Annotated in this window: 23 protein-coding genes and 1 pseudogene; 11 read left to right on the top strand and 13 right to left on the bottom strand. The window is 67.0% G+C overall.

Features of this window, described 5'->3' with window-relative positions; genetic code table 11:
- The first annotated feature begins 9 nt into the window (after positions 1–9).
- The gene (locus GOC52_RS01895) at positions 10–807 is read left to right on the top strand and encodes a siderophore-interacting protein (RefSeq protein WP_043399937.1); all 798 of its coding nucleotides are present in this window, start codon (positions 10–12) and stop codon (positions 805–807) included.
- A gap of 159 nt (positions 808–966) precedes the next feature.
- Here GOC52_RS01895 and GOC52_RS01890 read toward each other — a convergent pair.
- Positions 967–1,293: pseudogene (locus tag GOC52_RS01890) on the bottom strand (hypothetical protein); the annotation flags it as partial.
- Between the two features lie 197 nt (positions 1,294–1,490).
- Between GOC52_RS01890 and GOC52_RS01885 the strand changes: the two are divergent.
- On the top strand, positions 1,491–1,892 hold the full coding sequence (locus GOC52_RS01885) for a hypothetical protein (protein ID WP_010484191.1): 402 nt from the start codon (positions 1,491–1,493) through the stop codon (positions 1,890–1,892).
- A 157-nt stretch (positions 1,893–2,049) separates the two neighbouring features.
- On the opposite strand, the gene GOC52_RS01880 is transcribed toward GOC52_RS01885, so the two are convergent.
- Both GOC52_RS01880 and GOC52_RS01875 read right to left on the bottom strand, forming a co-directional pair.
- Positions 2,050–2,757, bottom strand: coding sequence for a YceI family protein (locus GOC52_RS01880; RefSeq protein WP_191850531.1), 708 nt, complete (start codon positions 2,755–2,757; stop codon positions 2,050–2,052).
- Positions 2,758–2,843: 86 nt separating this feature from the next.
- A complete protein-coding gene (locus GOC52_RS01875; protein WP_005415046.1) occupies positions 2,844–3,434 on the bottom strand; it encodes a malonic semialdehyde reductase in 591 nt (196 codons plus the stop codon).
- Between the two features lie 126 nt (positions 3,435–3,560).
- On the opposite strand from GOC52_RS01875, the gene GOC52_RS01870 reads away from it, so the two are divergent.
- The 6 genes from GOC52_RS01870 to GOC52_RS01845 all read left to right on the top strand — a co-directional run bounded on the left by GOC52_RS01870 (position 3,561) and on the right by GOC52_RS01845 (position 7,486).
- Entirely contained in the window at positions 3,561–4,520 is a 960-nt protein-coding gene (locus tag GOC52_RS01870; protein ID WP_191850529.1) for a mitochondrial fission ELM1 family protein, read from the top strand.
- 128 nt (positions 4,521–4,648) lie between these two features.
- Complete coding sequence (locus tag GOC52_RS01865; protein ID WP_071306534.1) at positions 4,649–4,879, top strand: hypothetical protein; 231 nt, start codon at positions 4,649–4,651, stop codon at positions 4,877–4,879.
- A gap of 48 nt (positions 4,880–4,927) precedes the next feature.
- On the top strand, positions 4,928–5,779 hold the full coding sequence (locus tag GOC52_RS01860) for a DUF2145 domain-containing protein (RefSeq protein ID WP_071306533.1): 852 nt from the start codon (positions 4,928–4,930) through the stop codon (positions 5,777–5,779).
- A gap of 19 nt (positions 5,780–5,798) precedes the next feature.
- On the top strand, positions 5,799–6,302 hold the full coding sequence (locus GOC52_RS01855; RefSeq protein ID WP_029379931.1) for a hypothetical protein: 504 nt from the start codon (positions 5,799–5,801) through the stop codon (positions 6,300–6,302).
- Between the two features lie 32 nt (positions 6,303–6,334).
- The gene (locus GOC52_RS01850; RefSeq protein ID WP_049412249.1) at positions 6,335–6,850 is read left to right on the top strand and encodes a hypothetical protein; all 516 of its coding nucleotides are present in this window, start codon (positions 6,335–6,337) and stop codon (positions 6,848–6,850) included.
- 75 nt (positions 6,851–6,925) lie between these two features.
- Positions 6,926–7,486: a queuosine precursor transporter gene (locus GOC52_RS01845; protein WP_010484198.1), complete on the top strand. Its 561-nt coding sequence runs from the start codon at positions 6,926–6,928 to the stop codon at positions 7,484–7,486.
- Between the two features lie 142 nt (positions 7,487–7,628).
- On the opposite strand, the gene glnE is transcribed toward GOC52_RS01845, so the two are convergent.
- On the bottom strand, positions 7,629–10,424 hold the full coding sequence (glnE, locus tag GOC52_RS01840; protein ID WP_071306532.1) for a bifunctional [glutamate--ammonia ligase]-adenylyl-L-tyrosine phosphorylase/[glutamate--ammonia-ligase] adenylyltransferase: 2,796 nt from the start codon (positions 10,422–10,424) through the stop codon (positions 7,629–7,631).
- A 387-nt stretch (positions 10,425–10,811) separates the two neighbouring features.
- On the opposite strand from glnE, the gene GOC52_RS01835 reads away from it, so the two are divergent.
- Positions 10,812–12,326 carry an acetyl-CoA hydrolase/transferase family protein gene (locus GOC52_RS01835; protein ID WP_010484200.1) on the top strand — a complete coding sequence of 505 codons (1,515 nt, stop codon included), beginning with the start codon at positions 10,812–10,814 and terminating at the stop codon, positions 12,324–12,326.
- 95 nt (positions 12,327–12,421) lie between these two features.
- Here the strand turns inward: GOC52_RS01835 and hglS are convergent, their stop codons facing one another.
- The 9 genes from hglS to GOC52_RS01790 all read right to left on the bottom strand — a co-directional run bounded on the left by hglS (position 12,422) and on the right by GOC52_RS01790 (position 23,652).
- Positions 12,422–13,783, bottom strand: coding sequence for a 2-oxoadipate dioxygenase/decarboxylase HglS (gene hglS, locus GOC52_RS01830; RefSeq protein WP_010484201.1), 1,362 nt, complete (start codon positions 13,781–13,783; stop codon positions 12,422–12,424).
- Positions 13,784–13,943: 160 nt separating this feature from the next.
- Entirely contained in the window at positions 13,944–14,432 is a 489-nt protein-coding gene (locus tag GOC52_RS01825; protein ID WP_071306531.1) for a hypothetical protein, read from the bottom strand.
- A gap of 31 nt (positions 14,433–14,463) precedes the next feature.
- Entirely contained in the window at positions 14,464–15,216 is a 753-nt protein-coding gene (locus GOC52_RS01820) for an HAD family hydrolase (protein WP_071306530.1), read from the bottom strand.
- A 95-nt stretch (positions 15,217–15,311) separates the two neighbouring features.
- Positions 15,312–15,722: an EF-hand domain-containing protein gene (locus GOC52_RS01815; RefSeq protein ID WP_004139214.1), complete on the bottom strand. Its 411-nt coding sequence runs from the start codon at positions 15,720–15,722 to the stop codon at positions 15,312–15,314.
- A gap of 232 nt (positions 15,723–15,954) precedes the next feature.
- The gene (locus GOC52_RS01810) at positions 15,955–16,326 is read right to left on the bottom strand and encodes a hypothetical protein (RefSeq protein ID WP_071306529.1); all 372 of its coding nucleotides are present in this window, start codon (positions 16,324–16,326) and stop codon (positions 15,955–15,957) included.
- 520 nt (positions 16,327–16,846) lie between these two features.
- Positions 16,847–17,560 carry a M15 family metallopeptidase gene (locus GOC52_RS01805; protein ID WP_019336420.1) on the bottom strand — a complete coding sequence of 238 codons (714 nt, stop codon included), beginning with the start codon at positions 17,558–17,560 and terminating at the stop codon, positions 16,847–16,849.
- The gene (locus GOC52_RS01800; RefSeq protein WP_191850527.1) at positions 17,493–19,049 is read right to left on the bottom strand and encodes a serine hydrolase domain-containing protein; all 1,557 of its coding nucleotides are present in this window, start codon (positions 19,047–19,049) and stop codon (positions 17,493–17,495) included. The genes GOC52_RS01805 and GOC52_RS01800 overlap by 68 nt, the downstream gene beginning before the upstream one ends.
- A 55-nt stretch (positions 19,050–19,104) precedes the next feature.
- Positions 19,105–22,128, bottom strand: coding sequence for a TonB-dependent receptor (locus GOC52_RS01795; protein ID WP_191850525.1), 3,024 nt, complete (start codon positions 22,126–22,128; stop codon positions 19,105–19,107).
- Between the two features lie 51 nt (positions 22,129–22,179).
- A complete protein-coding gene (locus tag GOC52_RS01790) occupies positions 22,180–23,652 on the bottom strand; it encodes a transglutaminase-like domain-containing protein (RefSeq protein WP_191850523.1) in 1,473 nt (490 codons plus the stop codon).
- Between the two features lie 132 nt (positions 23,653–23,784).
- Between GOC52_RS01790 and GOC52_RS01785 the strand changes: the two genes are divergently transcribed.
- Together GOC52_RS01785 and GOC52_RS01780 are read left to right on the top strand one after the other, a co-directional pair.
- A complete protein-coding gene (locus GOC52_RS01785) occupies positions 23,785–25,224 on the top strand; it encodes an SH3 domain-containing protein (protein WP_191850521.1) in 1,440 nt (479 codons plus the stop codon).
- Complete coding sequence (locus GOC52_RS01780; RefSeq protein WP_012478950.1) at positions 25,221–26,315, top strand: dipeptide epimerase; 1,095 nt, start codon at positions 25,221–25,223, stop codon at positions 26,313–26,315. Before GOC52_RS01785 ends, GOC52_RS01780 begins: the two co-directional genes overlap by 4 nt.
- Positions 26,316–26,598 lie beyond the last annotated feature (283 nt).

Below are 26,598 nucleotides of genomic sequence, written 5' to 3'. Positions count from 1 at the left end.
GGTAACCCCATGACCGAACACAACAACACGCGCCTGCGCCTGGATGTGCGCTTCCGTGAACTGACCGTGCTGCGCACTGAAGAGGTCACCCCGCACATGCGCCGCATCGTGCTGGGCGGTGACGCGCTGGCCGGTTTCGATTCGCCCGGCGCCGACGACCACATCAAGCTGTTCTTCCCCAACGCTGCGGGCGAGATGGTGCTGCCGGTGCTGACCGCCGAAGGCCGCAGCTACCCGGACGGCAAGGAGCCCTCGCCCGCCCGCGACTACACCCCGCGCTGGTGGGACCACGAGACCGGCGAGCTGGCCATCGACTTCGTGCTGCACGACCAGGGCATTGCCGGGCCGTGGGCCGAGCGCGCGCAGCCGGGCGACGTGCTGGTAATCGGTGGCCCGCGCGGTTCGTTCGTGGTGGCCGACACCTACGACGCCTATGTGCTGATCGGCGATGAAACCGCGCTGCCGGCCATCGCCCGCTGGCTGGACGTGCTGCCGGAGGATGCCGAAGTGCAGGCCTTCATCGAAGTGAGCGATGAAGCCGAGCGCCAGGACCTGCCGCAGTACGAGAACGTGCGCATCCACTGGCTGGAGCGCAACGGCTTCCCGGCGGCGACCAGCACCCTGCTGGAAGACATGCTGACCGACTTCGAGGCGCCGGAAGGTGATGTCTTCTACTGGATCGCCACCGAATCGCGTCGCGCGCGGATGATGCGCAAGTTCATCGAAGGCCACCTGGGCGTGCCACGCGACTGGATCCGCTCGACCGGCTACTGGAAGGCCCACCCGGACGAAACCGACGGCGATTGACCGGGCAGCCGGTGGGTGCGGACCCTGCTTGGTGGGTGCGGACCGTTGGTCCGCACGCCTTTGACGCACCTTCCTGGGTGGGTGCGGACCGTTGGTCCGCACGCCCTTGACCATGTAGAGCCGAGCCCACGCTCGGCTGCTTTTCGCTCCACCCTCGCGCTACGCGCGATGAGCCGAGCGTGGGCTCGGCTCTACAAGAGCACTGGGCGCCCCCTGCCGCGTCCACCCGAACCGCTTCGCGGCCCATATTTCCAGCGCCACCAGCAGGGCGATGATCAGCACCGGCAGCAGCAGCCCGAAGTACACGCCGGGCATCATGCCGTTGATCTGCGCCTTCACCAGCCGCAGCACGCCACGGGTGTGCAGCAGCTCATCCACGTGCATGGTCAGCGCCTCGCGCACCACTTCCGGTTCCAGGCCGAGGGTACCGGCCCGTTCCACCAGCGTGTCTTCCACCATGCCGCACAGCAGACCTTCGCGCACTTCCGTGGGTGATACAGCGGGCCATTGTAGAGCCGAGCCAATGCTCGGCTGCTCTTCGTTCCGCGATCGGCGAACCCTCGCGCTACGCGCGATGAGCCGAGCGTGGGCTCGGCTCTACAGGTATTCCGCCGCCCGGTTCAACGCATCAGCCGGCAAGCAATGCGACAATCGCGCTCCTTTCCTGCAGCAACGAGGCCCACATGGCCAAACTGACCCTGGCCAGCGTGGATGCGCTGCGTACCCGCTTCGCCGATGACACTGCCTGCGATGCGGCGCTGGCCGCCTTCGCCGACACCGTTGCCCTGCGCACGCCGCTGCGCGAGCTGGTGGAAGCACAGCACCGCTACCTGCAAGCCGAGTTCGAAGTGGCGCAGGTGGCCGATGTGCTGCGCCGCGACCAGAAGTACGCACCGGTGGGCCGGCCGTCGGTGCACATCGTGCAGCTGCGCAAGCAGCAGGCCGCGACCAAGCAGGCGGCGTTGATCGCACGCCAGGTAGTGGCGCAGGCAGCGCAGACCTTCGTGCGCGTGAGCGGGATGACGGTGAAGGCCAAGCAGAGCCCGAGCGAAACGTGCGTGGCATGGTTGGGCGCGCTGCGCTGAGCGCGCATACCCGGTAGTGCTCAACCTTGGTTGGCCTGCGGAGTGCTCGTGCGCCAACCAAAGTTGGCATCTACCAACGCGTGTTCCCCAACACCCAAAAAGAAGGCCCGCTTTTCAGCGGGCCTTCTGCCTTCTCACGACGAGTGAGTTGGGGGCATCAAGCCGCCGGCTTTTCGCCGGTGGCTTCGGTGGTGATGCGGATCTTCACTTCATCGCTGACGTTCGGGGCGTAGGCGCCGACGCCGAAATCGCTGCGCTTCAGGGTGGTGGTGGCATCGAAGCCGGCGGCCGGAACCTTGGCCATCGGGTGCTCGCCGCCGCCGTTGACGGTGACGTCCAGGGTGACCGGCTTGGTGATGCCCTTGATGGTCAGGTCGCCGGTGACGGTCAGCTTGTTGGTGCCGGCCGCTTCCACCTTGGTGCTCTTGAAGGTGGCATCGGCGAACTTGGCGGCGTCGAAGAAGTCGGCGCTCTTCAGGTGCTCGTCGAACTTGGCGGTGAAGCTGTTCAGGCCGCTCAGCGGCAGCTTCACTTCCACGGTGGACTTGGTCACGTCTTCGGCGTTGTACACCAGGGTGCCTTCGACGTTGCCGAAGTGCGCGCTCGGGTTGGAGAAGCCGAAGTGGCTCCACTGGGCCAGCACGTCGGTGTGGGTCGGGTCCAGCTTGTAGTTGCCCGAGGCGATCTTGATCGCTTCGGCGGCCGGCGCAGCGGCGGCGGCATCGGCAGCCGGGGTGGCGGCCTGCTCGGTGGTGGCCGGGGCGGCGGCATCGGCAGCCGGGGCAGCGGTGTCGGCCGGCTTGGAGCAGGCGGCGATGGCCAGGGTCAGGGCCAGCGGCAGCAGCAGTTTACGGGTGGCGCTCATCTGAGGAACTCTCCGGATCGTAGGGTGGGTACACGGTGCAGCAATGGCCCGCCGCACGACAGCGGGCCCGAAACCGATACAGCGACTTACGCGATGCGCGCCGCTTCGTCGAACGACAGGCGCGGCAGGCGCGGGAACAGGCCCGCCGGATCACCGTAACCCAGGTTGACCAGGAAATTCGACTTGATGGAGGTGCCGGCGAAGAAGGCTTCGTCGACCTTGGCCGGGTCGAAGCCGGACATCGGGCCGGCATCCAGGCCCAGCGCGCGCGCAGCCAGGATCAGGTAGGCACCCTGCAGGCTGCCGTTGCGGATGGCGGCTTCGTGGCGGCCTTCCTGCGGGCCGTCGAACCAGGCCTTGGCATCGGTGTGCGGGAACAGGTACGGCAGCTTCTCGTGGAAGTCCAGGTCGAAACCGATGATGACGGTGACCGGCGCAGCCATGGTCTTGGCCAGGTTGCCTTCGGACAGCGCCGGGGCCAGCTTGTCCTTGGCCTCCTTCGAGGTGACGAAGACGAAGCGCGCCGGCGTGGTGTTGGCCGCGGTGGGGCCCCACTTCACCAGGTCGTACAGTTCCTTCAGCAGGCTCTCGGGGACCGGCTTGTCGAGGAAGGCGTTCTGGGTGCGGGCCGTACGGAACAGCTGATCAAGGGCGGCGGCGTCGAGCGCGTGGGACATCGGTGGATCTCCAGGGCGGCGAAAGGAAGTCAGTGCCCGCGGGCGGCGCGGGGCGAAACGACGAGCCGCAGTGTAGAGTGTCGCGACTGTTGCAACACCCAGCAGGGCTGAAACGAATTAATGCCAATGGTGAAACGATCGAGCGCGCCATCGACGGTCACCGACGGCCGTGCGGGCAATGTCCGCCAGGCGGTCGCGCTGGCCTCGGCACTGCGCCAGGGCACCCACCGACCGCTGCTCCTGCAACCGCGCGCACCCTGGCGCTGGCTGTCGCCGCGGCGCCTGCCCGGCGATGTCAACGGCTACGGCGAGGCCTTTGCGTCACTGGCCAACGAGGCGCCGGCGCTGGCGATCGGCTGCGGGCGCCAGGCCGCAGGCGCGCTGCGCGTGCTGCGCGCACGCGGCAGCCAGGTGGTGCAGATCCTCGACCCGCGCATCAGCGCCCGCCATTGGGACGTGGTGGTGGTGCCCGAACACGATGCCCTGCGTGGCAGCAACGTGCTCACCCTGCTCGGCAGCCTCAACCCGGTGGACGACGACTGGCTGGCCTGGGGCCGCGCCGCGTTCGCCGGCTTCAGTACCCTGCCTGGCCCGCGCACGGCGCTGCTGGTGGGCGGGCCGACGCCGCTGGCACCGTGGGATGAAACGTCGATGGTCGGTGTGTTCCGCGCGCTGGCCGACCAGATCCACAGCGAGGGCGGCAGCCTGCTGGCCACCACGTCGCGACGCACGCCGCCGGCCCTGGCCGAGATCCTGCGCGCGAAGTTCGCCAACCTGCCGCACGTGATCTGGGGCGATGGTGGCGACGGTACCAATCCCTATGGTGGCCTGCTCGGCTGGGCCAACCGCGTGGTGGTCTCGCCCGATTCGGTGAACCTGCTCTCTGAAGCCTGCGCCACGCGCATGCCGGTGATGGTGGCGCTGGCCGAGACCGCGCAGGGCCGGCTGGCCCGCTTCCAGCAGCAGCTGCGCGAGCGCGGGCGCCTGCAGCCGCACTGGCTGGACTGGCAGTACGACCGCATCGAGCCACTGCGCGAGACTGCGCGGGTAGCGGCGGAAGTGAAGCAGCACCTGGCATTGGGGTAGTGCCGGCCGCTGGCCGGCAATCCTGGGCGCCCGGCATCACGGTGGTGCCGGGTGCGCAGCGATTTCTGAACATTTCGATCCGCCCGCACCGTTAGAGTCCAGCTTCCCCCATCACGCTGAACGTCTTCATGCGCACCCTGCTCCTGCTGCCCCTGACCCTGCTCGCTGCCTGCTCCACCGCGCCCACCGAACTGGACCCGATTTCCTACCAGTGCCAGCAGCAGCTGGACGCGTATCGCGAACAACCGGCCTTGCGCGATCCGAAGACTGGCGAGCGCCCGCCGCTGCCGATCGCGCCGATCAGCGATGCCTGCGACAGGGAACTCAAGCACAAGGGCGTGGACCGCCCGCTGCGCTGAGCGGCGTATGATCGGCGCGCGGGCCTGCCCGCCGTTGAAGGTATCGACATGGATCGTTTCTCCCGCCTGCCCCGCGCCGCCCTGCTGATCGCCAGCCTGTTGGCGACTGCACCGGCCTGGGCCAACAGCACCGAGTGCCGCGAGCGCTACCCCAGCGTCGCCTCGCAGGCGGCGATGCTGGACGTGGCCTGGACCACCGCCGAGCGCCTGGATGCGCTGCCCGATGTGGACGTGGTGGTCGCCGCGCGCGGTGGCCAGGATCTGAGCCGCTACGGCCTGCGACACAGCCACCTGGCCTTCCTTTTGCGCGAGGACGATGGCCGCTGGCGCGCGATGCACCTGCTCAACCGCTGCAAGACCGACAGCTCGCAGCTGTACCACGAAGGGCTGGGCAACTTCGTCGGCGAGAGCGGCGGCCATACCGACCTGCGCATCGGCGTGCCGGCGGCGCCGCTGCGTGCCGCGTTGAAGGCGATGCTGGTGTCGCCCTCGATCCAGCCCAAGGCGCTGCACGAAACCAGGTACAACGTGGTCGCCTACCCGTTCGCCACCGACTACCAGAACTCCAACCAGTGGGTGCTGGAAGTGCTGGCGGCGGCGATGGCGCAGGCCGAAGGCGCGCCGGCCATCGTCAAGCGCGAACAGGCCCAGCAGTGGCTGCGCCAGCAGAAGTACCAGCCCAGCGTGCTGCATATCGGCCTCGGCAAGCGCGTGGGTGCGCGCCTGTTCGTGGCCAACGCCACCACCACCGACCATCCGGCCGGCGAACGCATTTCCGGCAACTATTCGGTGGTGACGGTGGAATCGGTATTCGACTTCCTGCACCAGCGCAGCCAACTGCAGCAGGAACTGGTGATCCCCCATGTACCGGTGGCCGGTGCTGCCGCCGCCACGCCCTGAATCCAGCAAGGAGAACGACATGCGCACCCTGCCTGCCTTCCTGATGCCGATGCTGATCGTCGCGAGCCTGGCCTGGTCCACGGCCGCTCATGCAGAACGCCGCATCGTCATCATCCACGATCCGGGCCCACAGGGGCCAAGCCTGGAGATGTCCTCGCAGATGGTGAACTCGGCCCGTGCGGCGGCGGCGAAGGAAGCCCAGGATGCCGCCGATGCTGGCCAGCCGCTGGCGCGCCCGCAGCAGATCAAGCTGCCGCAGATGCAGGTGAGCGCCATCGCCACCACCGTCGACGGCCGCCGCGAAGTGCTGCTGCGTGATGCCAACGACCCGCAGAACACCGCGTCGATGCAGTACCCGCGCGGCATCGGCGATCCCGCCGTGCAGTTCACCGTGGGCCAGACCGTGAACTTCGAGCCCACTGGCAACGACCAGGGCTGGCAGCTGAAGGACAACCAGGGCCGCCCGCTGGAATACCTGCCCGAGGCCACCGGCCCGCGCGACATCTTCGATACCCGGCGCTGAGCCGCCGTCCCCACCCTGACCAGGAGGTCTCCATGTTCCGTTGCCTGCGCGTTCCCGCCACTGCCCTGCTGCTTTCGGCGCTGGTGGTGCCCACCGTCCATGCCGGCGCCGCGCCACAGTTGAACAGCGGCCAGACCAGCGTGCTGGTCACGTCGCTGATCGTGCTGTCGATTCCGTTGGCCACGTCGATGGGATTGGCCGAACTGTCCAAGGCCCCGTTCAAGGCCAGCGAGCGCAACGGCAAGGTCGCCGCACGCACACCGGCGGTTCCGCTGCCGCCGATGGAGGTGAAGCAGGTCGCCACCACGCCAGCCGGTGATCGCCAGGTGCACCTGCAGGTACCTGGCAAGGCCGACCAGACCGCAACGCTGCAATGGCCGGCGGCTGCAGGCGATGACCCGGTCGCCGGCTTCGTCGTTGGCCAGCAGGTGCGCTTCGACCCGACCGACGCCGGTGCCGGCTGGACCGTGAAGAGCGCGCAGGGCCAGGCGCTGGCCTATGTGCCGACCGCCTACGCCGCCGGCGACGTGATGAGCGAGGTGCTGTAAAGCTGAACGACCGGTTTTGGCTTTGCCGCGGGCCGGGCGGATAATGGGCGATCCCCTTTGTCCCCCTGGCTCGCCATGTCCGTGCGTCCTGCCCCTGTGTTTGCCCCGCTGACCCCGCGCGCCCTGGTGCTGGCGGTACTGGCGATGGGCGCAGTGGTGCTGCTGTCCAACGTACTGGTGCAGTACCCGATCAACGATTGGCTGACCTGGGGTGCCTTCAGCTATCCGGTGGCGTTCCTGGTCAGCAACCTGATCAACCGCCGCTTCGGCCCGGGCCCGGCGCGCCGCGTGGCGTGGATCGGTTTCGCGGTGGCGGTACTGCTGTCGATCTGGGTGGCCACGCCGCGCATCGCCATTGCCTCGTGCTCGGCGTTCATCGTGGCGCAGCTGCTGGACATCACCGTGTTCGACCGCCTGCGCCGTGGCAGCTGGTGGCGCGCGCCGATGGTGGCCACCACCTGCAGTGCGACGGTGGATACCACCATTTTCTGGTCGATCGCGTTTGCCGGCTCCGCCCTGCCGTGGGTGAGCTGGGCCGCCGGCGACCTGGCGGTGAAGCTGGCCATCGGCGTCTGCCTGCTGGCCCCGTTCCGCGCGCTGTTGTGGAAGATGGCGCCGCTGCGCGCCACCAGCTGACCGCACATGCTCTGGTAGGTACCGACCGTTGGTCGGCACGCTCCATCAGAGTTCATCACCGCTGACAGATTGTGCCGACCAACGGTCGGCACCTACCAACAGCGGATCATCCCCGGGCAATTGCGCTAATGGGTGCACCCACTCACCCGAACGGCAACTCCGCGGCTCTGCACGCTGCCGTAATCGCGGCACACGCCTCTTCAATCGCGGGCGTGGTCGGTGCCAGTCGCGGACGTCGATCCAGCGTGCAGGCCAGGCCTACGTCCAGCAACGTGGCATGTGCGCCATGCAGCGCCTCTGCGGTGTCTTCCGGCAGGAAACCGACAACCGCCAACGCGTCGATCAACGACGGCGTATCGCGTGGTTGCAGCAGCGCCGCATGCTGCGCGCTGCGCGCCAGCACGCCGGTCTGCAGCAGGAACTCCAGGTCCACTACGCCACCGGCACCCTGCTTCAGGTCCAGCCGCGCGGCATCGCTGCGGTCCAGCTCGGTGCGCATGCGTCCACGCATCTTCAGCACATCGGCATACAGCGTGGCCGGATCGCGCTCACGCCCCAGCGTCTGCGCACGCACCTGTTCGAAGTCGGCCAGCAGACTGGCATCACCGGCCACGCCGCGTGCGCGCACCAAGGCCTGGTGTTCCCAGGTCCATGCGCGTTCGCGCTGGTATTCGGTGTAGCTGGCCAACGAAGACACCAGCGAACCCTTGCCACCGTCCGGGCGCAGGCGCACGTCGATGTCGTACAGGCGGCCCGCAGCAGTGACCGCACCGAGCAGCGCCATCACCTTCTGCGCCAGGCGCGCATACCAGCGCCCCGGCTCCAGCGGACGCGCGCCGTCGCTGGCGTCCACGCCGGCCGGATTGTCGTGCAGGAACACCAGGTCCAGATCGGAGCCGAAGCCCAGTTCCAGGCCACCCAGGCTGCCGTAGCCGATGATCGCGAAGCGGCCACCGGGAATCTCGCCGTGTGCGGCGCGCATGTCCGCCTCGGCCATTGCCAGCACGGTGACCACCACCGCCTGCGCCAGCTCGGCCAGTTGCCGGGTGCTGTCCACCGCCCCCTGGCGCCCGTCCAGCGTGGCCATCGCCATGCGGAAGCTCAGCGCCAGCCGCGTCTCGTTGAGCCAGCGCAGCGCAGATTCGGGATCCTCCACCGCCAGCACCTGCTGGCACTCGGCCAGCATGCCGGCGGCATCGGGCATCGGCCCGGACACGCGCACGTCCAGCAGTTCGTCCAACAGCAGCGGATACGCCGCCAGGCGTTCGGCCAGCAGTGCGCTGCGCGCCAGCACATCGACCAGCCGCGCCAACGCGCTGGGCTGCTCGTCCAGCAGCGCGAGATAGCTGGTCCGGCGCAGCACCGCCTGCAGCAGGCCAAGCACGCGCTTGAGCGCGGCGTCGGGCTGGGGCGAACGCGTGGCGGCATGCAGCAGTGCCGGCAGCACGCGATCCAGCCGCGCACGCGCGGCGTCGGACAACGACTTCACGCCGGTGCCCTGGGCGAAATCACGCAGCGACTGGTCGGCGCCGTTGGCGTCAAGGAAACCGGCTTCGGCCAGCAGCGGTGCATTGGCGCCTTCGGGCAGGCTGCGCCAATAGTTGGCCAGTGCATCGGGCGCGGCCTGGCCCTTGCGCGGTGCCAGCAGTGCGGCGAATTCAGTACTGACCCGCTGCTGCTGTTCGGCCAACGCCGCGCGCAGCACGTCCCAGTCCAGGTAGCCGAGTCCGACGGCGATGCGCTCGCGGTCCAGCGCATCGCTGGGCAGCACGTGGGTCTGCGCATCGCGCAGCATCTGCAGGCGGTTTTCCAGCCGGCGCAGGAACAGGTAGGCCTCGCGCAGCGCGCTGCCATCTTCGGGGGCGATCTGCCCGGCGGCGACCAGCGCGTCCAGCGCCACCAGCAGGCGGCGTTCGCGCAGTGCCGGTTCGCGACCACCGCGGATCAGCTGCAGCGCCTGGCACAGGAACTCGATTTCGCGGATGCCACCGGCGCCACGCTTGATGTCCTCGTGCAGCTCGCGGCGCGCGACTTCGGCGGTGATCGCCGCCTTCATCTCGCGCAGGCCGTCCAGTGCGGTGAAATCCAGGTAGCGGCGGTACACGAACGGGCGCAGGGTCTGCAGCCACGCTTCACCGGCGGCGATGTCGCCGGCCACCGCGCGCGCCTTCAGCCAGGCATAACGTTCCCAGTCGCGGCCTTCGCGCTGGAAATACTGGTCCATCGCCGCGAACGACAGCGCGACGCGGCCGGCGCTGCCGAACGGGCGCAGGCGCAGGTCGACGCGGTGGCTGAAGCCGTCGACCGTGGTTTCGTCCAGCAGCTTGGCCAGGCGCTGGCCGAGGCGTGCGAAATACTCTTCGGCGGCCAGCGCGCGCGCGCCGTCGGATTCGCCGCCGTGCGGGTAGGCGTAGACCAGGTCCACATCGGAACTGAAGTTGAGCTCGCCACCGCCGAGCTTGCCGAGGCCGAACACCACCAGCTGCTGTGGGGTGCCTTCGCCATCGCGGACCACGCCGTGGCGTTGGGCGAATTCCTGCTGCAGGGCGTCCAGTGCCAGCCGCAGGCAGTCTTCGGCCAAAGCGGTGGCGCCGGCGAGGGTCTGCGGCACGTCGTCGAGGCCGGCCAGGTCGCGCCAGATCAGCCGCGTGGACATGGCGGTGCGCCAGCGCCGTATCTGCGCCGGCCAGTCGCTGGGCTGCAGCGGATCGAGCACCGGCGCCGGGATCGGCGGGCAACCGGGCGCGGCCAGCTGCGCCAGCAGCGCCGGTTGCCGCACGAGGGTGTCCAGCGCGAAGTCACTGGTCACCGCCAGCCGGGTCAGCAGCGGCAGCAGCTCGGCAGGAACGGGCTCGGGCAGGACCTGGGCCAGGCGCGTCAGGGCGCGGTCGACAACGGGCTGGAGGGCGGCGGACAGTTCGGCGGGGGCGAGGGTCATGCCCTGATTCTCGCGGGGTCGGATCCCTTTGCCAACGGCGAAGGGCTCTGCCCCCGAGATGCCGCCGCTTGATGCCGCGGGTGGGGTCAGAGCCTTTTGCCCTTGGCAAAAGGATCCGACCCTGAAGGGGTGCCGCGTATTCATACTGGATGACAGGCAATAAAAAAGCCCGCTTGCAGCGAACTGCCAGCGGGCTCTGCTCCCTCCCCCACGTCGGGATGCAGGGCCATCGTGCGGGCTGCGAAAGCACTTTGCACGCTGCACTGCAAAACAAAACCGGCGGGTATGGGTGAGCCCTCCGGTGAAAAGCCATTCCACGAAGGTAGAACCCCCCGTACGGATGAGGATGGCCGATAATCGGAATTCCCCCCAGCAACACGTGTCGTCATGTCTGTTGATCGCATCGCCAACGCGCGTCTCCGTGACCGCGTGGTCTCCGCAGAGGCCGCAGCCGCGCTGATCCAGCCCGGTGAAACCGTGGCCATGAGCGGCTTTACCGGCTCCGGGTATCCCAAGGCCGTTCCCGTGGAACTGGCCCGCCGCATCGAATCGGTGCATGCCCAGGGCCAGCCCTTCCAGATCAGCCTGATGACCGGCGCCTCCACCGCGCCGGAACTCGATGGCGCGCTGGCCAAGGCTGATGGCATCGCCATGCGCATGCCGTTCCAGAGCGACCCGGATGCACGCAACCGCATCAACGAGGGCAAGCTGGATTACATCGACATCCACCTCAGCCACGTGGCCCAGCACGTGTGGTTCGGCTTCTACGGCGAGATCGATACTGCGGTGATCGAAGTCTCGGCCATCCGCGAAGATGGCTCGCTGGTGCCCTCCACCTCGGTCGGCAACAACAAGACCTGGTTGGACCTGGCGAAGAAGGTGATCGTCGAGGTCAACGAATGGCAGCCGGCCGGCGTCGACGGCATGCACGACATCTACTACGGCACCGCGCTGCCGCCGCACCGCAAGCCGATTCCGCTGGTGAACGCCAACGACCGCATCGGCGACACCGCGCTGCGCTGCGACCCGGACAAGATCGTGGCCGTGGTGCGTACCAACGGCCCGGACCGCAACAGCCCGTTCAGCCCGATCGATGCAACCAGCGAACAGATCGCCTCGCACCTGATCGAGTTCCTCAAGCACGAGGTGAAGAAGGGCCGCCTGCCGCCGAACCTGCTGCCGCTGCAGTCGGGCGTGGGCAACATCCCCAACGCGGTGCTGGCCGGCCTGGCCAAGAGCGGTTTCCGCGACCTGGCTGCGTTCACCGAGGTGATCCAGGACGGCATGCTCGACCTGCTGCGCGACGGCGTGCTGAGCTATGCCTCGTGCACGGGTTTTGCGCTGAGCCCACAGGCCAACGAGACGTTCAAGGAGAACATCGATTTCTACCGCGAGCGCATCATCATGCGCACGCAGGAGATCTCCAACCACCCGGAACTGGTGCGCCGCCTGGGCTGCATCGGCATGAACGGCATGATCGAAGTGGACATCTATGGCAACGTCAATTCGACGCACGTGATGGGCACGCGGATCATGAACGGCATTGGCGGTTCGGGTGACTTTGCCCGCAACGGTTTCCTGTCGGCGTTCCTGAGCCCGTCCACTGCAAAGAACGGCACCATCTCGGCGATCGTGCCGATGGCCAGCCATGTCGATCACACCGAGCACGACGTGTCGGTGATCGTCACCGAACAGGGCCTGGCCGACCTGCGTGGCCTGACCCCGCGCAAGCGCGCGCAGGTGCTGATCGACAACTGCGCGCACCCGGATTTCCGCCCGCAGCTGCAGGATTACTTCGACCGTGCCAGCCGCGAAAGCTACGGCAAGCACACCCCGCACCTGCTGCCGGAAGCGCTGTCGTGGCACCAGCGCTGGCTGGATACCGGCACGATGAAGGGCTGATTATTCTCGGTTCGCCGGGCATGGCCCGGCGCTACCAGCTTCCAGTGGGTGCGGACCTTGGTCCGCACCCACCACGCGCACCAAAGCGGTGCCGATCAGGCGCGCAGCGCCGCCAGCGATTCCGCCTGCAGCCGCTCGTAGATCTCGAACTCGTCATTCACCGCCACGCCCAGCGCCTGCTCGAAGGCCTCGCGGTTGGCGTGCGCGGCATAGGCGCGCTGTTCTTCGCCGCCCAGGTTCGACTGGAAGATGCCCGCGGCGCTGACCGGCAGGAAATCCTCGTAGACGATCGGGTCGGCCGTCGCCAGGCCCGCGGCCACCAGCACTTCAGCCGGCAGATCCGCCACGCGCTCGGGCGCGGCACGGCCGGCGTCGGTCAGCTGGTAGCGGTAATAGCCCAGTCCTTCCTGGCGCAGCGTGTCATGGTCATCCGGGAAGCTGGCGAACACCGCCTGCAGGCGCTGGCCGTAGTCGCCGCCGGTGCTGCCTTCGCCACCGGCATCGCGTGCCTGCGACAGCAGCTGGTCGTACAGCGCGCGGCCCTTCGGGGTCAGCGCAAGGCCGCGCTGTTCGATCTCGCCGAAGCGCGCGGTATGCGTGCCGGCATCGCCACCTTCCGCGTCCGGGAAATGCACTGCCTCTTCCAGCGCCTTGAAGCTGGTCTGGCGCAGCAGGATCGGGCAGGCGCGGCGCGGCGGGCCTTCGATCACCGCCTTGGCCGCCATGCCGTGTTCGATCATCGCCGCCTGCGCAGCGTCGATGTCCAGCGTGCGCGGGGTCAGGTGATTGATGTGCGGGCCGCGGAAACTGACCACGTCGGCCACCAGCCGATGCGCGTTGTGCAGCGCGTGGTAGGTCGGCAGGTCGACCGTGGCATCGCCGTGCCAACGGAAGGTTTCCAGTGCTTGCTCGACGAAGCGCTCGGCATCGGCCTGCGCCAGGCCACCGTCACGCTCGGCCTGGTCGATCAGTGCCAGCGCGCCCTCGGTGAAGATGCGGCGGCGCGCAAGGATCTTCGCCGATTCGGCACGCAGCGCTTCGTCTTCGATCAGCTCCAGGCGCAGCAGCGAGGTGAACACGCGGAATGGATTCTGTGCCAGCGCGGCGCCGGTAAGCGGGCGGAACGCGGTGGAATGCACCGGCACGCCCGCGACCGACAGGTCGTAGTAGCCGACCGGGTACATGCCCATCACGGCGAACAGGCGGCGCAGCGTCGCCAGTTCCTGCACGGTGCCGACGCGGATCGCGCCGTGGCGCTCTTCATCCAGGCGTGCGCGCTCGTCGTTGCGCTGCAGCTGCGCGGCCAGCGCCGGGTCCTGCTCCAGCACCTGCGCGTTGATCCGCTCCACCAGTTCCACCAGCGTGCCGTACAACGGCACTTCGGTGCGGTACATGCGGGACATGGCCTGTGCGAACAGGCGGCGGATCACATCAGGCGAAACGAAAGAGGCGCTCATCAGTCACTCGATTACGGGAACGGGGACCAGCTCGAACCCGTATTGTCGCCGGAGTGCGTGGCGGCCGCGATATGCAGAGCAACATGAAACATCGGTAGCGCCGGGCCATGCCCGGCGGATCCCAAGGCCGCGCTGCGCGCTCGCCGGGCTTGGCCCGGCGCTACCGCTTCAACTGGCGCCTGAGGGTGGCATCCAGGGTGATCGGCCGGTCCCAGTGCTGGTAGCTGGCCACGATGGCATGGCGCACGGCGCGGTAATGCAGGTTGTCCGGCGTGGTGGGCATGCGCTTCACCACCGCCTCCCAGCCGCCCTCCGGGTCCTGGCTGAAGGCGCGCACGCTCTCACGGCAGGTCTGGCCGCTGGCCTTGGCCCAGAAACAGGCGAAGTAGATATCCCCAGCCTGCCAACCGTGGGTGGTGAACAGCGCGCTGATGTAGCCACGCGGCACGTCGGCATAGCGCGACACCTCATCGAGAAAGGCATCCGGGTAGCGCTCGGCGTAATGATTGATGTCCTGCAGCTGGGCATCGACCCAGCTGTCGCCGGTGTCCACTTCATAGGTGGCCGAACGCTCGGCCGTCTGCTGGGCCAGCACGGTGGCCGGCGCCAGCAGCAGGGACAACAGCAGCATGCGCAGTCGGTGGTTCATGGCCCGATTCTGCCGCAGCCGCCGGGCCCTGTCAGGCCGCCGCCGCGGCCTTGGCTTCGATCGCCGCCAGTGCGGCCGGCCAGTCGTGGGCGGTATCGGCGGTGACCATGCGCGGTTCATCGTCGGCCACGCCGTGCTGGGTCTCGTGTGCCCAGGTCACTGCATACGGGGTATGCACGCCCCAGCCACCGAGGGTGACCACCGGCTCGATGTCCGAACGCAGCGAGTTGCCGACCATCACGAAGCGCTGCATCGGCAGATCGAATTCGGCCAGCACGCGGGCGTAGGTTTCCGGGTCCTTCTCCGAGACGATCTCGATGCGCGGGAACAGCTCGCCCAGGTTGGCGACCTTGATCTTGGCTTCCTGGTGGAACAGGTCGCCCTTGGTGATCAGCACCACCGGGTAGTGCTCGGCGATGGCCGCCACGGCTTCGCGCACACCGTCGATCAGCTCGACCGGATGGCGCAGGGTGTCGTGGCCGATATCCAGAATGCGCTGGATGTCCTTGGCCCCGATACGCTGAGCGGTGATGTCGATGGCCGCTTCGATCATCGACAGGGTCATGCTCTTCACGCCGTAGCCGAAGGTGCCCAGGTGGCGCTGCTGCACTTCCAGCAGGTGGCGCGCGGTCTGGGTGTCATGCACGTCGATGTAGCGCGACAGCAGGTCAAGGTAATCCTGCTCGGCCTTGCGGTAGTAGTCCTCGCTCTTCCACAGCGTATCGTCACCGTCAAAACCGACCAGGCCGATGGCGCGCGACGGCGCAGGCGTGGAGGTGTTCATCGGCCAAGGATACAGGGGTGGCGATGACGAGAAAAACCCGGGCGGCCGCAGCCGCCCGGGTCCCCATGCACCGGTCTTCCCGAATCAGGTGTGGATCAGCGGCCCTGGGCCGCGCCAGCACCCGCACCGGCCTGCTGCGCGGCCACGTAGGCCTTGTACTCATCGGCGCTCAGTTCGCCGTCCTTGTTGGTATCGGCCTGGTCGAACACCTGGGCCAGGCCCGCGTTCACCTGTGCCTCGGTCTTGCTGATGGTGCCGTTGCCATCGGTATCGATGCTGGCCCAGGTCTGGCCACCGCCATTGGCCTGCGCCGATGCCGCGGCGGCCGCATTGGTCGCCTGGTCAGCCGCCTGCCCTGCCTGTGCCGCCGACTGCTGCGCCTGGGCGGCTTCGTTCTGTGCCTGCGCGGCCTGCTGCTTGGCCGACTGGGCCATCGCCGGAATGGCCAGCACGCTGCCGGCGGCGACGATCAGGGCGATCAGGGGCTTGCGGTTGCGAATAGTCATCAGGGGTGTCTCCTACCAATTGGGTGGTGTTGCGCGGCATGTTGTCTCCGCACAGCACCTACCCTGCCACCGCGTTTCTGAATCGATTTTGCCACGCGACCGGCGTCAACACGCACGATTAACCACTCGCCCCCATGCATGCTTTAGCGCGGTGGTTAGCAGCAAGTGAGCAGCTCATAAGATGCGCATTCAGCGCTGCCGGATTTAACCGGCAACCAACGAAAAACCTGCGTCAGTCGACGTTCTGTGCCGATGACCGCGAACTGAACAACACCCAGCCGAGGGCAACACCGGCGAGCGCGCCGGCGATTTCCAGCACCACGCGGCTGCCGAGTTCGTTCGGATCATGGATGGTGGCGAGGAACAGGCGCGCGTACAGTGGGGATTCCAGCCGCACGATGCCCATGTAGAACAGCTTCCATGCATCGATGCCGGCGGAGATGATCACGGCGATGACGCAGGACCAGCCGATCGCATGCCCCGCTGTCCAGTGCAGGAGCCGGCACAGCTGCGACCACAGGAAGTACACCAGCAGCCCGACCAGCAGGGCGATGGCGCCCGCTTCCAGGGTACCGAGCAGGCCGAAGTGCAGGGGAAGGTTCATCGGGTGGGCAGGGATGAAGAGGCGGCCAGTGTAAGGGATCTGCCCCGGACCCAATCCGGCAGCCACGGTAGATCCACGCCATGCGTGGATGAATCTCTCGAAATCGAATATCTCGACGATTGAACAAAGAGCAGCCGAGCATGGGCTCGGCTCTACAACGGACCACGCGGGGAATTGTCGAAGGCTGGGTGGGTCCGGTTGCGGGGGCGTGAGCCGCATGGGCCGGAGGCATGCCTCGGGCGGGTTGGGCAGGACGCCCAACCCTGGCCTTGCCGTGCGTGCAGGACTGCGCGCACGAGCAAGCGGCGACCGAGCTTACATGGGTGAGGGCGCTTTGCTTGCGAAGCACTGCTTCGCAAGCGCCCGAACGCACAGCCGCCAGCGGCTGGGCCGGACCCCGGAGGGGGACTTGCAGCGTCCCACGCAACCGGACCCACCCAGCCATCCCACGGAATGCCAGCTGTTGCTTCGGCCGTTGCAGTTGCCTCTGCAGGTGCAGGGCGCAGCCCTGCCGATACCCCTACCGCACTGGGACGTCGTACGCGGTGCCGGGATCCGGTTCGGGCTGGAACGTGTAGTGCCACCACTCCTGCGGATAGTTCACGAAACCACGCCGTGCCATTGCCTGCACCAGTTGCCGCCGGTTCGCCTGCTGCGTCTCACTCAGCCCGCTCGTCTGCGTATGCGCGCGTGGCCCGAAGAAATCGAAGTCGGTGCCCATGTCCAGCGGCGTACATGCTCTGCTGCGGCAATCCAGCAGGCCCAGATCCACCGTGGCACCGCGGCTGTGGCCGGAGCGTTCGGCGATGTAGCCATCGGCCAGCAGGCGCGGCTTGTCCAGGTCCGGATACTGCTGCGCCTTGCGCGAGAGCTCGCGCGGATCGTTCACCCAGGCCATGAAGGCCTGCACCGAACGCACCGGCCGATAGCAATCGTAGAGCCGCAGGCCGAAACCCTGAGCGCGCAGATCCTGTTCCACCTGCGCCAGCGCTTTCGCCACCGGCGCCAGCAGGTAGCAGGACGACGCCTCGTAGCCGGGCACGCGGGCGCCGGTGAAGTTGTTGGCGCCGGCGTAGCGGATGTCCATGTCGATGCCTGGCGACAACGCGCGGATCTCCACCAAACCAGCGCTGGCCGCGTCGGTGGCCGGTGAAACACGCGGTGGCTCAGCGGCGCTGGCGGTCGCTGCCAGCGCAGTCGCCAGTACGAGTGAAATGCAGGTCCTGGAAGTCATAGCTGAAGTCGATGTCCGGATCGATGGCGCGCAGGTCCAGCGTCGGTACCGGGCCCTCGCCTGGCTGCAACCACGCCTGCGCTTCGTCGCCAAGCGTATCCCAGCGCAGCAGCCAGCGCTCCTGCAGTTGCAGCACGGCGCCCTGCAGCCGCGGCGATCTGTCCACGCTGAAGCGCAGGCCGTCCCTGCCCGGGCACAGCGATGCGGGCCCCAGCCAGGGATCACTGTAGCGACCCTGCCAACGCGGCAGATCATCGCCACGTGCCGGCTGTGCGGCTGCGGTCGCTGGCCGTTGGTGGCCAGATGCTGCCTGGGCGGCCTGGTCAGCCTTCAGTTCAGCCAGGTACGCCATCGCCGGACGCGCATCATGGGGTGCGGTAAAGCGCTTCAGCATGGCCTGCATCAACGCGGTACGCGCATCCTCGCCTTCGCCGTTGATCAGCATCACCACGCCCACCCTGCGGTCGGGCAGCAACGCCAGCGACGAATACATGCCTGACAGCGTGCCGGTGTGGGCCACCTTCCACTGCCCGTCCATGTCCGACACGCGCCAGCCATACCCATAACCGTAGAAATGCGCGTTGTCCCAGCGCCGCTGGCGCTCGCCCAGCGGCATGGGCATGTGCAGGGTCCACAGCGTGCGGCGCTGCTCAGCGCCCAGCCATTCCGGCACCAGCGCAGGATCCAGCAGCACCTGCATCCAGCGCGTCATGTCGCGCAACGAACAGCGGATGCCCCCAGCCGCCATCGAGGGTTGGTCCGGGCTGATCGCTCCATCGGCGTTCACCACTTTATTATTGCGATCACCGCGCCGGGCATGCGGCTGCGCCACGTTGCCCACGCGCTTCACCGACCACGCCCCCACCTGGCAGCGCGTCATGCCCAGTGGCTCGAACACCTGCTCGCGCATCAGCTGGTCATACGGCCTGCCACCCGCCGCCGCCGCCACTTCACCTGCCACCACATACATCAGGTTGTCGTAGGCGTAGTGGCTGCGAAAACTACTGACCGGCTTCAGGTGCGCCAGCCCGGCAATGATGTCGGCGCGGGTGAACGTGTTCGGTTCCGGCCACAGCATCAGGTCACCGGCGCCCAGGCCCAGGCCGCTGTTGTGGATCAGCAGGTCGCGCACCTGCATCTGCTCGCCCACCCACGCATCGTGCATGCGGAAGCCCGGCAGATGCCGCCGCACCGGATCCTCCCAGCGCAGCTTGCCCTGCTGCACCAGCCGCGCCAGCAGCGCGGCGGTCATCGCCTTGCTGTTGGAGGCGATCTTGAACAGCGTGTCCTGGTCGATATGGCCGCCATCGCCGCGCGCGCCCTCGGCATGCTGGTACACCACACGCCCCTGCTCGACCACCGCCATGGCCAGCCCAGGCAGGTGCTCGTGCTGGACCACGGCGGCGACGTCGGCATCGAGGGAGGCGATGTCGGTCGCCGAAGCGGACGGTGCGGCCAGTGCCGCCGCGACGATCAGCAGGTGGTACATGCGCGCAGCCCTTCCATTGCCCGCGCCGTCACGGTGGACGGCGCGGATCGTGGCCTCAGAAGTTCCAGGTCACCACCAGCTGGGTGTAGCGCGGGGCCTGCCAGCGCGTCCCGGTGCCGAACGTCGCCTCGCGGTACTGGCCGGGCTGCGCTTCATAGCGCTGGTGCACGTTGATGGTCTTCTGGTTGTTGAACAGGTTGTACACCGACAGCCGTGCACTGAGGTCGATGCCCTCCACCGGCAAACGCCAGGTCACATTGGCGCCCATGGTCCAGGTCCACGGCAGGCGACCGAACGCACCGCGTGGGCTGTACTCGAACTGCCGCTGGTTGTACGGACCGGAACAGTTGGCCACGCACAGCCAGCCGGTGCCACCACCGCTACCTTCGCTGGAGGTACTACCACCGGCGATGGAATCGTTTGGCCACATCACGCCGTAGGCCGTGATCGGACCACCGGACTGCACCTGCAGCGTGGTTCCGAACGACCATTGCTTGTTCAGCGCGTAAGCGGCACGCAGCTTGAACTGGTGGCGGAAGTCGTTGAACAGCACGCCATAGCGCTCGTTGGTGGCCGGATGGTCCCAGAACTGAACCATGCCCGTGTCGCCGTAGTTGGTATCGGAATTCACAGGGCCTTCGAAATTGCCCTCGCTCTTCGACCACAGGTAGGACGCGTTGAACATCCACTTCTCGTCCCATGCACGGTCGATCTGGAACTCCAGTGCCTTGTAGGTGCGCTTGGGCTTGGAGTAACCGATCACCTCGCCGCTGCCACCCTTGCGATAACCGCTGTTGGCGGTATCGATGGTGATCCAGCCCTCGTTGGCGCAGCCGATGCTCTTATCACCCCAGATCGTCAGGCTCTCGCCCGGGTTGGCGATCGGCCACAGCGTGCTCGGGGTCGGGCCGCACGGGGTGTAATTGATGCGGATGTCGTCCAGCGCACGGGTCATCCGTCGATAGGTGGCGTTGACGCCCCACGACCATGCCTGGTTGATCATGTTCTGGAAGCCCAGGATGTACTCGTCCTGGTAGACCGCCTTGAGGTCGCGATCCACACTCTGGCGCAGGTCGGCACCGCCGGTGTTCATGCGGGTGTCGGTCGGCCCGATCTGCTGGCCGACGACCGGTGCCATGTACGGTGAGCCGGTCGGCGAGGTTTTCCGCTCCCAGCCATTGAGCACGTAGTGGCTGTACTCGTCAGTCAGGCCACCTGCGAAATTCACGTTGATGTTGTTGGTGACAGGCAGGTAGTAGCGGCCGGCGTTGCCGAACAGCTTGGTGCTGCCATCACCGCGCATGTCCCACGAGAAGCCGACGCGAGGTGCGATCAGGTCATCCATCTTGATGAACGCCTTGCCGGCGGCGGTACGGTTCTCGAAACGGTCCCAGCGCACGCCCAGGTTCAGCATCAGGTTCGGGGTGATGTTCCAGATGTCTTCCACGTACAGCGCATTGGCTTCGGTCTCGAACGTGCCGCCCGACTTGCGGTTTCGCGCACGCAGCATTTCGGTAACGCCCGCCGGCACGTAGGCGTTGGCGCCATCCCAGACTTCATCGCCCGGTCGCGCCACGTAGGCGGTATAGCTCAGTTCGGTCGGACCGGGGTAGCGTGTGGATTGCTTGGTGGTCATCAACTCACGGTCGACACCGAAGCGCAGCAGGTGGTCACCCAGCTGCCATTCGAAATCCAGTCGCGCCACGTCACGGGTATCGTCACGCTCGGCCACTGCCGTGCCCGTGGGGTGGCAGCCTGCGCGCAGGCCCTGCAGCTTGCCCAGGCGCGGGCCGTAGGTACTGTCGGTGAACACGGGGCTGCAGGCCTGATCCAACGACGAATTGGTGAACGCACGCTGGTTGTTCTGGCCGACCATGGCACGGGCGGTGAAGTTCTGGCCGAAGTGGCCGGTGTAGGTGGCCGACCAGTTGCGGCCGCCGGTCTCGGTGACCGAATCGCCGCCCCAGGCGCCGAGCTGGTCGGCGTTCCAGTTGTAGCCGTACGACGCATTGGTGACATCGCCCTCATCCGAGAACGCCAGCAGCGCCAGGCTGTGGTTGTCGTTGATGTTCCAGTCCAGCTTGGTGCCCCAGAAGCCGTTGCCGGAATCATTCTTGAACCAGGTGCTGCCATCGGACGAAGTGTTGTGTCCCTTGTCGCTGCGGTCTTCGTACATCGCGAACAGGAACAGCTTGTCTTTGATGATCGGGCCGGAGCCCCACACGTTGGTCTTCAGGAAGGAGTTGTTGTCGCGGCTGCCATAAGAATGCGGGGTTCCATCACGATGGAAGTGATCGCCGCCGCTGGAGCGCCATGCACTGGGTTCAGCGGTGACTTCCACGCCGCCTTCGAATTCGTTGCTGCCCGAACGGGTTACCGCATTGATCACGCCGCCGGTGGAGCGCCCGAACTCGACCGAGTAGCCACCGGTCTTGACCTGGAATTCCTTGAAGAACGCAAATGGCGCAGTGCTGAAGCCACGACGGGTGTACATGTCGGTGACATTCAGGCCGTTGATGAAGACCGCATTCTCGGCCACCGATGAACCGGCGAACGACAGGCCACCGAATGACGAGTTGCCGCCGACCACGCCCGGCGCCATCAGCGCGACCGCAGACAGGTCCTGCGCCACCGGCAACCGCGAGATTTCCTGGCGGTTGATGTTGAAGGATGTCTCGGTGGAGTAGACGTCCACGCGGTTGACCACTCGGGTGCCGACCACCTGCAGGGCATCAAGATTGGTGACGCCGCCGCCACTGGCCAGGTTGACCGTGGTGGTACCACCTACCGCCACACTGACAGCAACCTGATCGCCCAGTTTCTGGCCATCGCGGCTGAGCTGCAGCTGGTAGTCACCTACCGGCAGCTGGCCGAGGCGGTAGCTGCCATCGGCGCCAACGGTGACGGTACGGGTCAGGCCGGTGCTGCTGCTGACCACGGTCACCTGGTCACCGGCGGTTGCACGGCCGGCGACTGCACCGCTCACGTTCTGTGCCATCGCGATGCCGGGCAGCACTACGCCCAGACACGCCCCGAGGGCGACGCACAACGCCGCCCGCTTGATGCTGTAAGCCTTCATCCCCTGCTCTCTCCTGCAAGAATTGAATGGTATGAGTTGCGATGTGTCGCGCTAGCGTTGCCCGGCTGGCAGTACCCGCCACTGGAAGTCGTAGCTCCATTGGTCGAAGTACAGGTTGCCGCCTGCCCACTCGGCCTCGCCGCGCTGCGAGTCGACCGTTTCCGAGCGGTAATGCTGCTTGGCCGGCACGAAGGGCTGGCCGAAATCGTCGTTGAAGGCGATGCGGTAGCCGTCGAGGCCACCCAGATAGAAATTGCGCAGTGCAGGCACATCGCTGGCGAGCGCGCCGGTGGTCACGTCCATCGGCAACCAGCCGTAGGGCGCCAGGTAGACCTGCCCCCAATCATGCAGGTTGTTGTAGCCACTGCCATCGTCGGAGAACACCATCCCCGACTGCCAGCGCGCGGGAATGCCGTTCATGCGTAGCAATGCGATCAGCAGCAGGGTCTGCTGGCCGCAGTCGGCATGGCCAGCGCGCAGGGCGTAATCGCTGATGTTGCTGAGCGTGGAGTATTCGCGCGCGCCCGCCCATGGAATGCGATCGACCGCTGCGAACAGCTTGCGCACTACTTCATACGGGCGCGCCTCGCCCTGCAGCACCTGGTCGGAGAACAGCTTCAGCGCGGGGGTGAAGCGCACATGCGGCAGCTGTTCAGCCAGGTAGGGCTTCAATGCGGGATCGTTCGGTGTGGCCTGCACCTTGGCGGGATCGATCGCGGTATGCCGCGCGAAGATCGTCACCGCGTAGCGGATCTCGAAGCGGGTCGGCTGCCCGGCCACCGCTTTGGCTTCCAGATAAGCGGTGCGCTGCAGGGTGCTGGCTGGCGCCATGCGTGCCTTACCGGGCGCGCTGCCCAGCCACTGCACCTGCTCCTGCTGGCCCGGAATCTCGCGCGGGTACGGAATCCAGGCGCGCACGGTTTCGCCGGCCGGTACGGCCTCGGCTTTCACCGTGAGCGACTGGGTGAATTCAATGCGCTGCGGCAGTACCGACGCCTGCCCACTCTGCTGGGCCGCGGCAAGCACGTGCGCGTGATGTGCATTGAGCACCTCGTTCGGGCCCGGCGCCGGCACCGGTGCATCCGCGCGGCGGCGCGCGCGTGCCTCATCGCTGAGCAGGAACAGGTTCGACGGTGCGCGCTTGAAGTACCAGCGCGTGCCGTCGATATCGAGGTGTTCAATCAGGCCGAGCTGGTCCCAGCGCGCGAATTCCTCGTCGGTGAGGCCGGGAATCCAGCGGCGCACGGCGGCCTTCGCGGCGGTTTCGTCGAGGGAAAAATCCAGGCGGATGCGGCGCATGCGCTCGCGCTGGAACGGCTCGTCTGTGGCGGCGGGTGCAGTGGCCAGCAACGCATCGGCGTCGCGGAAACGGCCGCTGTCGACCAGGTCGATCACCTGCACTCCTCGCGCGCGCTGCTGGCTGCTGCGCTCGTCTGCTGCGTGCGCGGCCGACACCCACAGCAGCAGCGCGGCACAGAGACCGGCGGCGGCAGGCAGACACGGTTTGCGAACGGCAGACTCCACAGCGACACTTCCCCAGCGCGGGTGGTAACGGCTGTGTAACACGGGCCGGGATGCTGGTCAATAATTTATTCTTGATTTCGAAGCCAAAAGGAATAAATATTCCAACAGGCATTCGAGGAGGGTGTGCACCGCATGAGCCTGGCTTCCCGCGAACCGCGCCGGCGTTGGCCGCGCCGGTTGACCCTGGCCCTGTGCCTGCTGGCCGCCCCGGCCTTTGCACAGCCTCCCGTGGCACCCGATCCCGGCGCACCGCTGCCCTATGTGATCGGCCTGCACGAGGCCTACCTGACCCCGCAATACTGGGCCGCGCGCCTGGACAACGCCGATGCGCCGATCCTGAATCGCGCGCAGATCGAAGCACAGAACGCGCGGATGCGGGCACAGGACAGCCACATCCAGGACATCGCCGCACTGCCCGCCCAGCTTGATGCAGCGACGGTGCGTGCCAGCATCACCGCGCTGTCGAGTTGGCCCACCCGCGCCCTCTACAACGACAAGGGCCAGGCGATCGCGACCGCACTGCGCAGCGCGATCGAAGCCAACCTCGGCCTCGATGCGATTCCTGCCCAGGTGGCACCGGCCTACGGGCTGGTGGTGAAGCGCGCGGCACTGCGTACCTTCCCCACCCGCGAGCGGGTCTTCAGCACTGCCGGTGACACCGACATCGACCGCTTCCAGGAATCGGCACTGTTCCCCGGCGACAAGGTCGCGGTGGTCCATCGCAGTACCGATGGCCGTTGGCTGTTCGTGCACAGCGAGCGCTACAGCGCATGGATCGAGGCCGATGCCATCGCCAGCGGCGACAAGGCCACGGTGCTCGGCTATGGCACGAAGGGCCCGTACCGCATCGTCACCGGCGCCACCGCGCAGACCGCCTACACCCCGGAGGAACCGCGCGTCTCGCGCCTGCAGCTGGACATGGGCGTGCGCCTGCCGGTGCTGGCCGACTGGCCCGCTTCAGAACCCGTGAACGGCCAGCAGGCGCACGCGTCGTGGGTGGTGCAGCTGCCGGTGCGCGAGGCCAACGGGCGCCTGAAGCTGGTGCCGGCGCTGCTGCCGCGCTCGCAGGACACCGCCGCCGACTACCTGCCGCTGACCCCGCGCCTGCTGCTGCAGCAGGCCTTCAAGTTCCTGGGCGAACGCTACGGATGGGGCCACGACTACGACACCCGCGACTGCAGCGGGTTCGTTTCCGAGATCTACCGCAGCTTCGGCGTGCTGCTGCCGCGCAATACCAGTGCACAGGCGGTCAGCCCCGCGCTGGATCGCCTGCCCTTCACCGGCAAGGACGGCAAAGCGGTACGCGACCGCGCCGTCACCGACCTGCAGGTGGGCGACCTCGTCTACATTCCCGGGCACGTGATGATGGCCATCGGCCATGTCGACGGCCGCACCTGGGTGATCCACGATACGGCGGGCGGCAGCTGGTTCGGTACCGACGGCACGCGCGTACAGGCCCACCTCAATGGTGTTTCGGTCACGCCGCTGGAGCCGATGATGGCCAGCGATACCGTCCGCTACATCGACCGCATCACCAACATCCAGCGCCTGCGGGCCAAGACTCCTGAATGAAGATCACTGCCATCGAACTGGGCATGCTGCGCGTGCCGCTGAAGACGCCGTTCAAGACTGCCCTGCGCACGGTGGAAACCGTGGAAGACGTGGTGGTTCTGATCCGCACCGACACCGGCCACACCGGTTACGGTGAAGCCCCGGCCACTGCGGTGATCACCGGCGATACGCACGGCTCGATCATCGAAGCGATCCGCCACTTCATCGCCCCGCGCCTGATCGGCCAGGACGTGGTCAATCTCAACCATCTGTGCACGCTGGTGCAGACCGCGATGGAGCGCAACACCAGCGCCAAGGCCGCGGTGGAAATCGCGCTGTACGACCTGTGGGCGCAGCTGCACGGTGCGCCGCTGTACCAGATGCTCGGTGGCGGCGACCCGGTGATTACTACCGACATCACAATCAGCGTGGACTACATCGACAAGATGGTGGCCGACTCGCTTTCAGCGATCGAACGCGGCTTCGAGTCGCTGAAAATCAAAGTCGGCAAGGACATCGGCCTGGACATCGAACGGGTCAAGGCGATCCATGCGGCGGTGGAAGGCCGCGCCCTGCTGCGCCTGGACGCCAACCAGGGCTGGACCGCCAAGCAGGCGGTGCATGCGATGCGCACGCTGGAAGAGGCCGGCGTGGTACTGGAGCTGCTGGAGCAGCCGGTGAAGGCGGCGGACATCAGTGGCCTGAAGTACGTCACCGACCGCGTCAACACGCCGGTGATGGCCGACGAAAGCGTGTTCAGCCCCAGCCAGGTGATGGACCTGATCCAGCAGCGCGCTGCCGACATCATCAACATCAAGCTGATGAAGACCGGCGGCCTGTCCAACGCGATCCGCATCGCCGACATCGCCGGCATCTACGGCGTGCCGTGCATGATCGGCTGCATGATCGAATCGAGCATCAGCGTGGCCGCCGCCGTGCACCTGGCGGTGGCCAAGAGCGATGTGATCACCAAGGTCGACCTGGACGGCCCGTCGCTGGGCCAGTTCGACCCGGTCAGCGGGGGCGTGCATTTCAACGAATCGGAGATCAGCATCAGCGACGTGCCGGGCTTGGGCATCACCGAAGTGCGTGGGCTGGAGATGCTGGGTTGAACCGCGCAGTCGAGCATGGCTCGACTCTACAAGGTCCACGGGTGACTGACGCCTGGTCGGGCGTTACTTTTCTTTTTGCGAAAAGAAAAGTAACCAAAAGAAACGCTCCGCCGACCGCGAGCCGGTGCTACGCACCGGTTCCCTGCGCTCCTCGGCCCGTCGAGGGACGGCGCGGGAACTCGCTACGCTCAGACACCCGCGCCTCTTCGCCCTCGCCGGACCTGCGGTGCTCGGCTCGCTTGAAGGCGGACTCAACGTCAAAGGCAACAACTGCATCCTGTAG

The organism is Stenotrophomonas sp. SXG-1, assembly GCF_014083965.1.
GTDB classification, from domain to species: domain Bacteria; phylum Pseudomonadota; class Gammaproteobacteria; order Xanthomonadales; family Xanthomonadaceae; genus Stenotrophomonas; species Stenotrophomonas geniculata.
This window is presented reverse-complemented; position numbering and strand designations above follow the sequence as displayed.

Excerpts from the sequence above, each read along its gene's own strand:
- GOC52_RS01865 (WP_071306534.1), top strand. The coding sequence starts at position 4,649 with ATGCGCACCCTGCTCCTGCTGCCCCTGACCCTGCTCGCTGCCTGCTCC.
- GOC52_RS01860 (WP_071306533.1), top strand. The coding sequence starts at position 4,928 with ATGGATCGTTTCTCCCGCCTGCCCCGCGCCGCCCTGCTGATCGCCAGC.
- glnE (WP_071306532.1), bottom strand. The coding sequence starts at position 10,424 with ATGACCCTCGCCCCCGCCGAACTGTCCGCCGCCCTCCAGCCCGTTGTC.
- GOC52_RS01810 (WP_071306529.1), bottom strand. The coding sequence starts at position 16,326 with ATGAACCTTCCCCTGCACTTCGGCCTGCTCGGTACCCTGGAAGCGGGC.
- GOC52_RS01835 (WP_010484200.1), top strand. The coding sequence starts at position 10,812 with ATGTCTGTTGATCGCATCGCCAACGCGCGTCTCCGTGACCGCGTGGTC.
- GOC52_RS01850 (WP_049412249.1), top strand. The coding sequence starts at position 6,335 with ATGTTCCGTTGCCTGCGCGTTCCCGCCACTGCCCTGCTGCTTTCGGCG.
- GOC52_RS01880 (WP_191850531.1), bottom strand. The coding sequence starts at position 2,757 with ATGAGCGCCACCCGTAAACTGCTGCTGCCGCTGGCCCTGACCCTGGCC.
- GOC52_RS01870 (WP_191850529.1), top strand. The coding sequence starts at position 3,561 with ATGGTGAAACGATCGAGCGCGCCATCGACGGTCACCGACGGCCGTGCG.
- GOC52_RS01845 (WP_010484198.1), top strand. The coding sequence starts at position 6,926 with ATGTCCGTGCGTCCTGCCCCTGTGTTTGCCCCGCTGACCCCGCGCGCC.
- GOC52_RS01825 (WP_071306531.1), bottom strand. The coding sequence starts at position 14,432 with ATGAACCACCGACTGCGCATGCTGCTGTTGTCCCTGCTGCTGGCGCCG.
- GOC52_RS01820 (WP_071306530.1), bottom strand. The coding sequence starts at position 15,216 with ATGAACACCTCCACGCCTGCGCCGTCGCGCGCCATCGGCCTGGTCGGT.
- GOC52_RS01805 (WP_019336420.1), bottom strand. The coding sequence starts at position 17,560 with ATGACTTCCAGGACCTGCATTTCACTCGTACTGGCGACTGCGCTGGCA.
- hglS (WP_010484201.1), bottom strand. The coding sequence starts at position 13,783 with ATGAGCGCCTCTTTCGTTTCGCCTGATGTGATCCGCCGCCTGTTCGCA.
- GOC52_RS01885 (WP_010484191.1), top strand. The coding sequence starts at position 1,491 with ATGGCCAAACTGACCCTGGCCAGCGTGGATGCGCTGCGTACCCGCTTC.
- GOC52_RS01800 (WP_191850527.1), bottom strand. The coding sequence starts at position 19,049 with ATGTACCACCTGCTGATCGTCGCGGCGGCACTGGCCGCACCGTCCGCT.
- GOC52_RS01875 (WP_005415046.1), bottom strand. The coding sequence starts at position 3,434 with ATGTCCCACGCGCTCGACGCCGCCGCCCTTGATCAGCTGTTCCGTACG.
- GOC52_RS01815 (WP_004139214.1), bottom strand. The coding sequence starts at position 15,722 with ATGACTATTCGCAACCGCAAGCCCCTGATCGCCCTGATCGTCGCCGCC.
- GOC52_RS01795 (WP_191850525.1), bottom strand. The coding sequence starts at position 22,128 with ATGAAGGCTTACAGCATCAAGCGGGCGGCGTTGTGCGTCGCCCTCGGG.
- GOC52_RS01785 (WP_191850521.1), top strand. The coding sequence starts at position 23,785 with ATGAGCCTGGCTTCCCGCGAACCGCGCCGGCGTTGGCCGCGCCGGTTG.
- GOC52_RS01780 (WP_012478950.1), top strand. The coding sequence starts at position 25,221 with ATGAAGATCACTGCCATCGAACTGGGCATGCTGCGCGTGCCGCTGAAG.
- GOC52_RS01855 (WP_029379931.1), top strand. The coding sequence starts at position 5,799 with ATGCGCACCCTGCCTGCCTTCCTGATGCCGATGCTGATCGTCGCGAGC.
- GOC52_RS01895 (WP_043399937.1), top strand. The coding sequence starts at position 10 with ATGACCGAACACAACAACACGCGCCTGCGCCTGGATGTGCGCTTCCGT.